Origin of the sequence: Vulcanococcus sp. (assembly GCF_044369115.1) — a bacterium.
Taxonomy (GTDB): domain Bacteria; phylum Cyanobacteriota; class Cyanobacteriia; order PCC-6307; family Cyanobiaceae; genus Vulcanococcus.
Genome location: NZ_JBIPMN010000079.1, coordinates 1 through 12,074 on the forward strand (window position 1 = coordinate 1; position 12,074 = coordinate 12,074).

A 12,074-nucleotide genomic window follows, 5' to 3' on the forward strand; every position below is an offset into this window, starting at 1 on the left:
GCCGCCCCAGTGCAGGTGCAGCCAACTGGCATGGAGGGTGGCGGTGCTCCAGCCCTCGGGGCGTGGCGGGCAGCCCCAGCCCTCAAGCTGCCACAGCTGATCGGCTTTGTCAGGGCTGGTGTTCAGTTGCCAGCGGTGAAATTCATGGCCGTTCACCTGCTCGCCCTGTTGCAGCACCAAGCCTCTGCGTAAGGCGGTGGCGCTGCGGTAGCCGAGGCTGAGTTGGCCCCGCTCAGCGCGGAACGGCAGTACCCCAGCCATGGCATGGGACTTGCCCTGCTGGTCGGTGAGCTCCTGGCCGAGCAGCAGCAGTCCGCCACATTCGGCGTAGATCGGTAGGCCCTGCTGCTGGGCCCGCCGCAACCCCTCCAGGCTGCGCTGGCTGGCGGCTAGCTGTGCTGCGTGCAGCTCCGGGTATCCACCCGGCAGCACCAGTGCCTGGCAGCGCTCGGGCAGTGCTTGATCCGCCAGGGGCGACCAGTGCTGTACCTCTACCCCTTGCTCCGCCAGCAGTTCACTCGCTTCGGGATAGCGGAAGTGAAAGGCGGCATCGCTGGCGATCGCGATGCGCACCGGCTGGTGGGCCGTGTTGGCCGGCTCGCTGTTGTTGGGTTGGCAGCCTTCGCTTGGTTTGGGCTGCGGGGCCTGCAGCAGCGGCCAGAGCTGCTCCAGCTGCAGGTGCCGCTCGGCCAGATCCGCCCAGGCTCCGAGCCGTTGTTCCAGATCGGCCAGCTCGTGGGCAGGCAGCAGGCCCAGGTGCCGCGAGGGCAGCTCAAGGCTGTCGTGGCGGGGTAGGGCCCCTAGCAGCGGCATGGCGATGGAGCTCAGCGCTTCAGCCAGCAGGGCGTGGTGGCGCTCGCTGCCCACACCATTGAGAACCACTCCGACCAGCTGCAGGCTGGGTTGGTGGTCGCGAAAGCCACGCACCAAGGCCGCCACCGATCCCGCCTGGCGGCTGGCTTCCACCACCAGCACCACCGGCAGCTCGAGCAGTTGGGCTACATGGGCTGAGCTGCCTTCGCTGCTCGCCCCGCGGCCATCAAACAGGCCCATCACCCCTTCCACCAGGCTCAGCTCAGCGGCGCTGCTGTGCCGCTGGAAGCTGGCCTGCACCCAGGCCTCACCGCAGAGCAGCGGATCCAGATTGCGGCAGGGCCGGCCACTGGTGGCGCTGAGTAGCTGGGGGTCGAGGTAGTCGGGCCCCACCTTGAAGGTTTGAATGCTGAGCCCGCGGCGCCGGGCCAGGGCCGTGAGGGCCAGGCTCACAAGGGTTTTGCCGCTGCCGCTAGCCGGGGCGGCGATCAGGCAGGGCATGGGCTGGGGCGATCGGCCGGTGGCCGCAGATCAGTTGGGCAGCAGCTTGGCAGCCAGGGCCGCGGCGGTGGCCAGCAGCGGGTTGGTGCTGTCGTGCCCGCCCCCCAGCAGCCGGGCCATCTCCATCTCCTCGCTTTCGTTGGGCAGGGGCACCACCTCTTCGGCGAGTTCCATCGAGGCCACACCGCCGGCCTCCAGCCGCATGCAGCCCCCCGACTCTGAGCAGAGGATCACGCAAAGCGGCGAACGCTCAGGCGGCGCGCAGATCAGCCGCAATCCCACCAGGGCGCCGGGGTGCATCTTGCTGACTCCGACCGGCACGGGCATCAAGCGGAACTGCACGCTCTGGCCATCGCTGCGCTGAAACTCGGCGCCGATGCCGCGCCCCTCGCCTGCTCCGCCATCGATCCAATAGCTGTTCAGCAGATGCCAGCCGAGGCGATCGGCGATCCAGGCCGCCAGCATCAGGCCCTTCACCGGGTGTTGGCCCTCCACATCGATATCGAGCTGCACCACTTGCTCGAGGGCGCTCTGGCGACTGGGGGGGTCGAACACCATGGCGAGCGATTCACGCCAGGTGCGCAGCCGCAGCCAGTTGAGGTCGTTCACGGCCTGGCCACGCTCGATCCGCTGCACCATCAGGTCGAGGCAGCGGCGCGGCTCACCGATGGAGCTGTCCACCACCAACCGCCGTGGTGGCACCGCCAGCGCGTCCAGCAGCTCCGGTGATTCATCCATCGTGCCGTTCCACCACACCCAGCAGGGCAGATCGTCTGGGATCAGCTCCTGCAGCATCGCCAAGCCTTGCTGCATGGCTCCCATGCCACCCCGCAGCACCACCACATCGCCGCAGGCGTCGGCCGTCATGCCGCGCTCTTCCGGCAGCGGACAGTAGGCCGCCACCGTGGATTCCAGGTTTTGATCGCCGGCCAGGGTGGGCGCCAGCGTGATCAGCCGGCGCGGCTGGTGAGCGCTGATGGCGCGATCCACAAATTGGCCGCGCAGGTCTTCAGCTTCATGGCTGCCAGGCTGCTGCCCCAGGGCCCATGCCAGTTCCGGTGCAGTGGGTGCGGTGCTGGCGGGGAGCCCCAGTTCGCTGATCGCTTGGCGCGCGGCATCCAGCAGCTGGCCGTTGAGAAGGCCCGTAATCGGACCATCGATGCGGCCCGTGCGGATCAGCTGCTGCTGCAGCCATGAGGGCTCCCACACCACGAGCGTGAAAGTGGCGGCTCCGCTGGAGTCTTTGAGGTGGTCGCCCCAGAGCCGGTTGAGATAGGCCGGAACCTCTTGGGGGGGGAGCTGGAGCGGGGCCTGCAGGGTGAGCTGGGGAGCCATGGGGTGTTGTGCAGCGAAAACGGCGGCGGAGGTGGAGCGAGGTCGTTCGGAACAACGATCAGGGAGCGATCAGGGGCGACGCCACATCAGGCCGTCCTCGGCCAGCAGGTTGTCAGCGGCACCGGGCCCCCAGGTTCGGGCCTCGTAGGGGTACACCGGCAGCTGCTGCGGTGCGTCCTCAATCAGCTCCAGCAGCGGGGTGTAGAGCCGCCAAGCCGCTTCCACCTCATCGCTGCGGGTGAAGAGCGTGGGATCGCCGAGCATGGCGTCGGCCAGCAGGCGCACATAGCCCTCATCGGAGGGTTCACCGAAGCTTTCGTCGTAACTGAAGTGCATGTCCACCGGCCGGCTGCGCATTCCGGAGCCCGGGGCCTTCACATCGAACACAAAGCCGGCGCCTTCATCGGGCTGGATGCGCAGCACCAGTTGGTTGGCGGTAGGGGTGCCGCCTGCCGCATCAAACAGCTGCACCGGCGCCTTGCGGAAGGTCAGCACCACTTCAGAAAGGCGCTTGGGCAGGCGCTTGCCCGTGCGCAGATAGAAGGGCACTCCCTGCCAGCGCCAGTTGTCGATGAATAGCTTCATCGCCACATAGGTTTCGGTCGTGCTCTCGGGATTCACCCCCGGCTCCTCCCGGTAGCCCGCCATCGGATTGGACGGGTTGCCGCCTCGGCTGTATTGCCCGCGCACACAGCACTTCCAGGGTTCGTCTTCGTTGGCGAGGCGAGCGGCCTGGAGCACCTTGGCCTTTTCGCTGCGGATCGATTCGGGATCGAAGTGCCCCGGGGTTTCCATGGCGGTGAGCGCCAGCATCTGGGTCAGGTGGTTCTGCACCATGTCCCGCAGGGCACCGCTGGTTTCGTAGTAGCCGGCCCGCTCTTCCACACCCACGGTTTCCGCCGCCGTGATCTGCACGTTGGCGATGTAGTTGCGGTTCCAGATCGGTTCGAAGATCGCGTTGGCAAAGCGCAGCACCAGGATGTTCTGGACTGTTTCCTTGCCCAGGTAGTGATCGATGCGGAAGATCTGTGATTCCTGGCCGCAGCTCTGCACCACCCGGTTGAGCGCTTGGGCGCTGCTGTAGTCGGTGCCGAAGGGCTTCTCGATCACCACCCGGCTGCGGGATGGATCCTTGAGTAGGCCGGCGTTGGCCAGGGCGCGGCAGCCGCTGCCATAAAAGGCCGGCGACACCGAGAGATAGAAGGTGCGATTGCCCCGAGTGGCCCGCTGCCGATCCAGGGCCTCGAGGCGTGTGCCGAGGCGCACCACGTCCTCGTCCTGTTGCAGGTCCACCGGTTCGTAGAACAGGCAGGCGGCGAACTGCTGCCAGGCGGTTTGGTGCTGCTTCACTTCATCGGCCATTGCCTCGGCCATGCGGTTGCGGAAGTCGTCGTCGCTCCAAGGACGTCTGGCGCAGCCCAGCACCGAAAACTCGGTGGGTAGTCGTCGCTGCCGGAACAGCTCAAACAGCGCCGGAATCAGCTTGCGGTGGGTGAGGTCGCCGCTGGCTCCGAAGATCACCAGGCACTGCGGAGAGATCACCCGCTCCTGGCGCAGGCCAACGCGCAGGGGATTGGTCTGGGTGGCGGCCATGGGCAACGTGTGCGTGATCCAGGTTTAACGAGGCCAGAGCGTTGCCGCATGGGATGGCAACAAAAAAGCCCGCCTTGCGGCGGGCTGTTGCTCAAAGTCGGAGGCTCAGTAGGTTTCCACGTGCCAGCGCTCGGCCTTCTTCAGTTGCGGGCGCAGTTCCGACCAGTCGAGGCCCTTGGCGGCAGCAGCGGCGGTCATCGCTTCGTCGATACCGGGTTCCATGCCACGTAGACCGCACATGTACACGTGGGTCTTGGGGTTTTCGATCCAGGAGAAGATCTCCTCAGCGTTCTCGCTGACGCGGTCCTGGATGTACATCCGGCCCCCTTTGGCGTTCTGCTGCTCGCGGCTGATCGCCTTGGTGTAGCGGAAGTTCTCGGGAAACTGGCTTTGGTAGTGCTCGAAGTCGGCGTCGTAGAGCAGGTTGGCGGTGGTGGGAGCACCCATGAACAGCCAGGCCTTGCCTTTGAAGTGCCAGCCGTTTTTCTCGCGCTCGGCGGGCTCGAACATGCGGCGCAGATAGGTGCGCATCGGCGCGATGCCGGTGCCGGTGGCCAGCATGATCACGTTGGCGTCTTCATCCGGCGGCAGGAGCATTTCCTTGCCCACAGGGCCCGTGATCTTCACCTTGGCGCCGGGCTCGATGTCGCAGAGGAAGGTGGAGCACACACCGTTGATGGTTTCGCCATCCTTCTCGTACTGCAGCTGGCGCACGCAGAGCGACACGGTGTTGCCGGCCATGTTGTCGCCGTGGCGGGTGCTGGCGATCGAATAGAGGCGCAGCTTGTGGGGCTTGCCGTTGGCATCCTCGCCGTCGGGGATGATGCCGATCGACTGGCCTTCCACGTAGTTGAGGTGGGGGTCGCCACCGCTGAGGTCGAAGGTGATGTGGTTCACCCGGCCAATGGCACCATCAGCCAGCAGGCTGTAGTTCTCGGTGACGGTGCCGACGAAGGGGTTCTTCGGCTTGTAGAGATTGACGGGGACGTCGGCGTGATGCACGGCAGCTGCAGCGGGTTTGGCGGGGGCTTTGGCCGGGGTGGCCTTCTTGGCGGCAGCAGGGGCAGGGCTGGCTGCGGGGGCGGGCGCTTCGGAGGCGGCGGCGGTGACCGAGATCACCTTGCCTCCCAGCTTGGTGATCGACTGCATCAGGGTCTGAAGCCGTGAAAAAGGCACCGTGATAGAGCGCTCAGCGTTGCGTTGTTGGGTCAGTCCGTAACCCTGCACCACCACGGTGAACACGCGCGAGTCGCTGCAGCTGGATGTTGCGGTCGAGACACGCATGAATCTCTTGAGCCCTGATGTCGCGCGAGATCATAGGGAATCTGCCTGCATCCGCTCGAAGGCGTTAGGTTGTGACGCCAAAAGTGTGATCTAGCCGGTTTGCTCTCGTCGCAGCTCACGGCTCCCCCCACAGACGCTGATCCGTCGCAGGCTGAGGCTTTCGCCGAGGTCTGTGCGCTCGACACCATCCAGCAGGAGATGGAGCGGCTTCCAGGGGGAACGCGCCGGTTGGCTGTTCGGCTTCGCTTGGATCTCGATCCCCAGTGGCTCTGGGCGGTGCTCACCGATTACGACAGCCTCAGCCGGTTCATTCCCAACCTGCAGAGCTCTCGGCTGCTCTGGCGTCGGGCCAATGTGGTCGGACTGGAGCAGGAAGGTGCGCAAACCTTTATGGGGATGCGCTTCAAGGCCCGTGTGCAGCTCGAGCTCACCGAGCACATTGAGCAGGGGCGTCTCTGCTTTGTGATGGCCAAAGGTGATTTCCGCCGCTTTGAGGGCACCTGGCAGATCGGTGCTGAAGCAGGCGCTAGCACTCTGCTTTACGAACTCACGGTGCAGGGCTGCGTGGGGATGCCCATCGGCTTGATCGAACAACGCCTGCGCGAAGACCTGGCTGCCAACCTGCGGGCTGTGCAGCGGGAGGCCCAGCGCCGCGCTGCCACCTTGGAAGCTTCAGTCTGAGCCGATTGGGTTGAGCAGAAGAGAAGGCCCGCAGCCTTCTTGCAAGTTGGCCTGCTCATAAGGACACAAAAAAACGGCCTCTCGGCCGCTCTTTTTTGGATACCCCCAAGGGGATTCGAACCCCTGTCGCCTCCGTGAAAGGGAGGTGTCCTAGGCCTCTAGACGATGGGGGCTAGGACTCGGTGCTGGGATCAACGTTTGGGCGATGCCCTTGCGCTGCCTGGCTTTTCAGCCGCGCCTCCGATGGGATGAAGTTACGGGTCAGAGGTGCCCTTCGTCAATCAGCTGGCGCTTTGGCCGTCCCACACCGGCACCGTGAAGTGGAAGCAGGCGCCCTCATCCGGTTCCGACACCACCCAGATCCGGCCGCCGTGAACTTCCGTGATTCGCCGGCACACCGAGAGGCCCACGCCGAATCCTGAGGTGTTGGAGGAGGTTTGCGGCAGGCGCACACGCTCAAGAAAGATGCGCTCCTGCTCATCGCGCGGGATGCCGGGGCCCGAGTCGCACACGCTCACCTGTAGCCACTGGCTGGTGCGGTGGAGGATCGTGAGGCTCACCTGGCCGCCATCAGGGGTGAACTTGAAGGCGTTCTCCAGCAGGTTCAGCAGCACCTGGCGCATGCGCCGCTGATCGGCGTACACATCCGGAAGATCGGTGGGGATGTCGGTGATCAGCTCCAGGCCGCGGCCTACCCACAGCTTTTCGAGCTCCAGGATCGCTTCGGCCGCCACCGGGCCCAGGGCCAGGCGCTGGGGGTTGAACAGGGCTTCCCAGCGGGTGGTACCCACCTCGAGCAGATCCTTGGAGAGCTGCTCGATGTCGTCGAGCCGCCGGCCGAGCACATCGCGGAAGCGGGTTTGATCGATCTGGCCGAGGTTGAGGCTCTGCAACGCCAGCTTTGAGGCGGTGAGGGGTGTGCGCAGCTCGTGAGCCACCATCCGCAGCAGCCGCTCCTGCACACCCAGCCGCTCAATCAGGGTTTCGTTCTCCTGGCGCAGCACCAGCAGTTGATCCTCCAGCTGCAGTTCCCGCTGCGTGCGGCTGCCATCGCTTTCGGCGGGCCGCAGGCTGATGCCGAGCCCGCTCACCACCTCCAGCTGCTGCCAGCGCGGCAGCCAGTTGCGTAGTTGTTGCAGCAGGGTGTTGCCCGCGAACACCTGCTTGGGGGTGGGATCGAGCTTGATCAAGGCTGGGGTGGCCACCAGCCGGTGCAGCTCGAGCAGCTCGGGCCGCTTGGCTGGATCGGCGATCTCCAGAGTCACATCAAAGCCGAAATCCTGGTTTTCCAGGAATGCCACCAGGCCCCGCAGATCGGGGGTGGCACGGTGGTGCGGTGCGGCCACCAACAGCAGCTTCAAGTGGCGCCTTTGCGAGCCATCACCATCGAGATGGGATGGCAGGGCAAGACCTGCTCCCCTGCGGCCATCCCCGCGTTGCTGCGGCTGGGACGTGGCGCTGACGGGGAAGCGGCTGGGTTGAAGCTCGTCGGGGGTCTTGTCCCCTGCGGCGGGCACCTGCGCGCTGAATCTGCAGAAATTGTGGTTTCACCTTATGAGGTTTGGCAGGGCATGCCAGCCCCGCTATGACGACTGTGATGAGACGTTGTCCTGAGGAATGCCGTGGCGCATCCGCGTGAACTCGTGACACGTGTGCATCCGGTGGCATCGCAGCCACCGGCCGTTCGCGGTAGCCGCATTCAGTTGGACACCACCCTGCGGCGCTGGTTCAACCGCAATCTCGGGTTGTGGCGTTCGCGGCGTCAGTATTTCTTTCCCGACGACGAGGTGTTGCGCGTCGACATGTTGCTGCGCGTGCAGACCTTTGAAGATCAGGCGGAATCAGAACCCCGTTATCGCTTCACATGGTGGCCCGAGAAGGAATACGACTTCTTTGAGATCAAACCCCGCTACGTGCGCGAAGGGGTGATGGATGCCTCGCTCTGCGGCCATCAGCTGCGCCGCAGCCGCGGTTATCTCTGCGGTTCGCCTACCAAGAGCCAGATCCGCCAGGCCGATGAGCACGAACTGGTGTTCGAGTCGCACTACCAGGAGTGGGACATCCTCGAGCACATCCGCTTGGTGGATCAGGACCGTTTCCGTGCCCGTTCCATCTACTCCTGGCGCGACGGCAATCTGGAGCTGGCGGAGATGCACCACGAGATCCGGCTGGAGCCGCCAGGGCCTCCCCTGCCAGCCGATGCCTGATGGCGATCGGCGGTTTCTGCAGCAGGATTAGGCCACATTGCTCATCCCGCGTGCGCTCCTCCGCCAGTCGTCTCGCCCTCTTCCTGCTTCCCCTGGTTCTCACCCTGGCCCCGGTGGCGGCCGTGGCCGCCCCGGCATCCGAGGCTGATATGAGCCTCTACACCCGCATCGGCGCCTTGAATGTGTGCATTGCCCGGGCGGCCGGGATCGAGTTCGATAAGGCTGTGGCCGTGGCGGGCGAAACCATCGCTCAGGTGATCCAGGGTCAGCACGAGGGCGCCATTGCCCAGGTGGGTCCTAAGCCCCTCACCATCGATGAGCTGCGCAAGGGTGCGATCAACTCCGCCGTGCTGGGTGCGGTTGAGGTGTGCCCGGATCAGGTGCCTGCCGATGTGCGCAAGAAGGTGGAGGAGGTGCTGAAGAACCGCAGTGCGGCTCCTGCGGCCAAGCCTGCTCCCGCTTCCGTCAAGAAGTAGTTCTGAGCGCAAAGCTGCCCCCATGGCCACTGTTCGCCTCGCCGACTACCGGCCAGCCCCCTGCCTGATCGCCCACACCAGCCTGCGCGTTGAGCTGTTTGCCGATCAAGCCCTGGTGGAGGCTGAGTTTCAGTTCGAGCCCAATCCCGCGGCGGAGCCTGGCTCCCTGGAGCTGCAGGGCGTGGAGCTGGATCTGCTGGAGCTCGCGCTGAATGGTGCTCCGCTGGCGGTGGATGCCTACACGCTGGAGCCCAATCGCCTGGTACTGCATCAGCCCCCGGCTGAGCCGTTCCGCTTGCGCAGCCGCGTGCGCATTCACCCCGAGCGCAACACCAGTCTGGAGGGGCTCTACGTGAGTGGTGGCATGTTCACCACCCAGTGCGAGGCGGTGGGCTTCCGCCGCATCACCTTCCATCCCGATCGCCCCGATCTGCTCAGCCGCTTTCGGGTGCGCATCGAGGCGGATCAGGCCAGCTGTCCGGTGTTGCTCTCCAACGGCAACTGCCTCGAAACCGGCGATCTGCCGGATGGACGCCATTACGCGGTGTGGGATGACCCCTTCCCCAAACCCTCCTATCTGTTCGCCCTGGTGGCGGGTCAGTTGGAGGAGGTGCGTGATCAGTTCACCACCTGCAGCGGCCGCACGGTGCAGCTGCGCCTGCATGTGGAGCCTGGTGATGCGCCCTTCACTGCCCATGCGATGGCTTCGCTCAAGCGCTCGATGCTCTGGGATGAGCAGCGCTACGGCCTCGAATACGACCTCGATGAGTTCAACATCGTGGCGGTGCGCCATTTCAACATGGGCGCGATGGAGAACAAGAGCCTCAATATCTTCAATTCCAAGCTTGTGCTCGCCGATGCAGCCACCGCCACCGATGCGGAGCTGGAGCGCATTGAAAGTGTGATCGGTCATGAGTATTTTCATAACTGGACCGGTAACCGAATCACCTGCCGCGACTGGTTTCAGCTCTCGCTCAAGGAAGGGCTCACGGTGTTCCGTGATGCCTGCTTCACCTCTGATCTGCATTCCGCAGCGGTGAAGAGAATTGAAGATGTATCTCTGCTGCGCAACACACAGTTCCGCGAAGATGCCGGTCCAACGGCGCATCCGATTCAGCCTGATCATTACCAGGCGATCGATAACTTCTACACCACCACGATTTACGAAAAGGGATCCGAGGTGATCCGCGTGCTCCACACCCTGCTCGGTGAGGAGACGTTCATGCGCGGCATGGCGCTGTATGTGAGCCGTCACGACGGCACCGCTGCCACCTGCAACGATTTCGTGCAGGCCATGCAGGATGCGGCTGAGCAGGCCTGGGCGGAGGCAGCCGCGCTGCCTCGCTTTGATTTTGCTCAGTTCCGTCATTGGTACAGCCAGGCCGGAACGCCGTTGCTGCAGATCGATCGCTATTGGGATGGCGATCAGGGCACCCTGCAACTGCATGTGCGCCAGAGCACCCCACCCACTCCAGGGCAGCCCGAGAAGCAGCCTCTGGTGATCCCTCTGGTGCTTGGCCTGGTGGGCCAGGCCGGCGAACCGTTGCCGGTGCGTTTGCAGGGGGAAAGTGCCGCTGAGGCTCGCTCGGCAGTCCTGGCCCATGCCTGGGGCGATGGCAGTCGGCTGCTGGTGATCGATCAGCCCGAGCAGCAGGTCTGCCTGGAGGGCCTGGAGCCCCATAGTCATCCACCGGCGCTGTCGCTGCTCCGAGGCTTCTCGGCACCGGTGAAGCTGGAGCTGCAGCGCGGCATCAACGAACTGCTGCACCTGCTCGCCTGCGACAGCGATCCTTTCGCCCGCTGGGATGCCGGCCAGGTGTTGCTGCGCCAGGCGGTGCTTGAGCGTGCTGCCGGCTCCCCCAACGATGAGCTGGAAGAAGGTCTGGTGGCGGCCTTCGATCGCATCCTGGCGGAGGTGGGCCTCTGCGATTCCAACCGCAGCATGTTGTTGGCGCTGCCGGGCCTACCGGAGCTGGAAGATGCGGCCGTGGCCGTGGCCGGCGGCTCGGATCCGCCGGCGTTGTTTCAGGCCTTGATTGATCTGCAGCAGCGTTTCGGCACCGAGCTGGCCGAGCCGCTGGAGCACACGCTCGAGCGCTGCCGGCCCCAATGGCTGTTGGCCTGGCCTGATGGTGTTGGCGACCGCGACCTCACCGCCACCGCCTGGAGCTGGCGGGCGGCCGCAGGCGATGTGGGCGTACGCGCCGAGGCCGCGGTGGCTGTGGGCGGCCCCTCGATGACCCTGGCCCGGGCCGGGCTGCGGGCCCTGCAGTGCCACGACACGCCCGAGCGCACCGCGGCCATGGCGGCGTTCCATGACCGTTGGCAGGACAAGCCGGTGATCCTGGACGCATGGTTTGCGCTGGAGGCTTCAGCCCCATTCGGCGATGGCGTAGCCCGCGTGCAGGCGTTGCTGGAGCACCCGCGCTTTGATCCAGCCGCTCCCAACTCGATCCGAGCTGTGTTGGGGGGCTTTGCCGGCAACGTGGCGCAATTCCATGCCCTTGATGGCCGTGGCTACCAGTTCATGGCCGAGCGCATCGCCTGGCTGGATCAGCGCAATCCGATCACGGCATCGCGCCTGGCCAAGGTGTTCAGCCGTTGGCAGAGCTATGGCCCCGAGCGCAGCCGGCGCATGCGGGCGGCGCTGGAGCAGCTGGCGGGTTCCGAGCTTTCGGCCAACAGCCGCGAGGTGGTGCAGCAGTGTTTGGGGACGGCCTGAGCTCAGCTCAGGGCCGCACTGTGCAGCGCTGATGTGATCAGAGCGGCACAGAAGTGTCCTTGCTCATCCAGCGTGAGGCTGCCTTCGATGCCGCTGCCGATGTTCCAGCCGCCGTCAGGTTCCTCTCCTGGGGTCTGCGGGTGAGGGATCTGTAGGCAGCAGAGGCCACCCCAGCCTTGGTTCTCTCGCTGCAAGCGCAGCAGCTCCTCAGCGCTGCGCTGTCGTTGGGCGCTGTTGCCGTGTTTGAGCAAGGCGATGGCCCGTTGGGCCAGCCAGAGCGCCGTGCTCCGCTGTTCTCCCAGGCAGGCCAGCACCGCTGGGCTCAGGCTTTGCTCCACCAAGGCCGTTACCCCGGCGCTGGGCAGGCTGCCCCGGGGCGCCAGGCTGAGGGCCCAACCGTCGGCAGGCCACCAAGTGCTGCGGAAGCTGCCTGAGAGCACCCGTTGGCGCAGCTGCTGGAGC

The 12,074-nt window shown here is 65.3% G+C and carries 9 protein-coding genes, 1 tRNA gene and 1 pseudogene; 4 read left to right on the top strand and 7 right to left on the bottom strand.

What is annotated here, in order from left to right:
* The 4 genes from ACIQ2E_RS07625 to ACIQ2E_RS07640 all read right to left on the bottom strand — a co-directional run.
* Positions 1 to 1,314: cobyrinate a,c-diamide synthase (locus ACIQ2E_RS07625; RefSeq protein WP_398328464.1), on the bottom strand; the 1,314-nt coding region annotated here is incomplete at its 3' end.
* Positions 1,315 to 1,344: 30 nt separating this feature from the next.
* Positions 1,345 to 2,649 (bottom strand): glucose-6-phosphate dehydrogenase assembly protein OpcA, encoded by a 1,305-nt coding sequence (locus ACIQ2E_RS07630; RefSeq protein WP_398328467.1) that lies wholly within the window; start codon positions 2,647 to 2,649, stop codon positions 1,345 to 1,347.
* 69 nt (positions 2,650 to 2,718) lie between these two features.
* The gene (zwf, locus tag ACIQ2E_RS07635) at positions 2,719 to 4,242 is read right to left on the bottom strand and encodes a glucose-6-phosphate dehydrogenase (RefSeq protein ID WP_398328470.1); all 1,524 of its coding nucleotides are present in this window, start codon (positions 4,240 to 4,242) and stop codon (positions 2,719 to 2,721) included.
* A gap of 105 nt (positions 4,243 to 4,347) precedes the next feature.
* Positions 4,348 to 5,526, bottom strand: coding sequence for a phycobilisome linker polypeptide (locus ACIQ2E_RS07640; protein WP_398328473.1), 1,179 nt, complete (start codon positions 5,524 to 5,526; stop codon positions 4,348 to 4,350).
* Positions 5,527 to 5,625: 99 nt separating this feature from the next.
* On the opposite strand from ACIQ2E_RS07640, the gene ACIQ2E_RS07645 reads away from it, so the two are divergent.
* Positions 5,626 to 6,207, top strand: a complete 582-nt coding sequence (locus ACIQ2E_RS07645) for an SRPBCC family protein (RefSeq protein ID WP_398328476.1) — start codon at positions 5,626 to 5,628, stop codon at positions 6,205 to 6,207.
* A 100-nt stretch (positions 6,208 to 6,307) separates the two neighbouring features.
* Here ACIQ2E_RS07645 and ACIQ2E_RS07650 read toward each other — a convergent pair.
* Together ACIQ2E_RS07650 and ACIQ2E_RS07655 are read right to left on the bottom strand one after the other, a co-directional pair.
* A tRNA-Glu gene (locus ACIQ2E_RS07650) sits at positions 6,308 to 6,380 on the bottom strand.
* Positions 6,381 to 6,488: 108 nt separating this feature from the next.
* Entirely contained in the window at positions 6,489 to 7,610 is a 1,122-nt protein-coding gene (locus tag ACIQ2E_RS07655; protein ID WP_398328484.1) for a histidine kinase, read from the bottom strand.
* A gap of 219 nt (positions 7,611 to 7,829) precedes the next feature.
* On the opposite strand from ACIQ2E_RS07655, the gene ACIQ2E_RS07660 reads away from it, so the two are divergent.
* From ACIQ2E_RS07660 to pepN, 3 genes are read left to right on the top strand one after another with little or no spacing between them, the layout of a single operon-like run.
* A complete protein-coding gene (locus tag ACIQ2E_RS07660) occupies positions 7,830 to 8,414 on the top strand; it encodes a hypothetical protein (protein WP_398328478.1) in 585 nt (194 codons plus the stop codon).
* A gap of 50 nt (positions 8,415 to 8,464) precedes the next feature.
* Positions 8,465 to 8,890 (top strand): cAMP phosphodiesterase, encoded by a 426-nt coding sequence (locus ACIQ2E_RS07665; protein WP_398328480.1) that lies wholly within the window; start codon positions 8,465 to 8,467, stop codon positions 8,888 to 8,890.
* Between the two features lie 22 nt (positions 8,891 to 8,912).
* Entirely contained in the window at positions 8,913 to 11,612 is a 2,700-nt protein-coding gene (pepN, locus tag ACIQ2E_RS07670) for an aminopeptidase N (protein ID WP_398328482.1), read from the top strand.
* A gap of 2 nt (positions 11,613 to 11,614) precedes the next feature.
* Here the strand turns inward: pepN and ACIQ2E_RS07675 are convergent.
* Positions 11,615 to 12,074: pseudogene (locus tag ACIQ2E_RS07675) on the bottom strand (hypothetical protein); the annotation flags it as partial.

Excerpts from the sequence above, each read along its gene's own strand:
- ACIQ2E_RS07630 (WP_398328467.1), bottom strand. The coding sequence starts at position 2,649 with ATGGCTCCCCAGCTCACCCTGCAGGCCCCGCTCCAGCTCCCCCCCCAA.
- zwf (WP_398328470.1), bottom strand. The coding sequence starts at position 4,242 with ATGGCCGCCACCCAGACCAATCCCCTGCGCGTTGGCCTGCGCCAGGAG.
- ACIQ2E_RS07640 (WP_398328473.1), bottom strand. The coding sequence starts at position 5,526 with ATGCGTGTCTCGACCGCAACATCCAGCTGCAGCGACTCGCGCGTGTTC.
- pepN (WP_398328482.1), top strand. The coding sequence starts at position 8,913 with ATGGCCACTGTTCGCCTCGCCGACTACCGGCCAGCCCCCTGCCTGATC.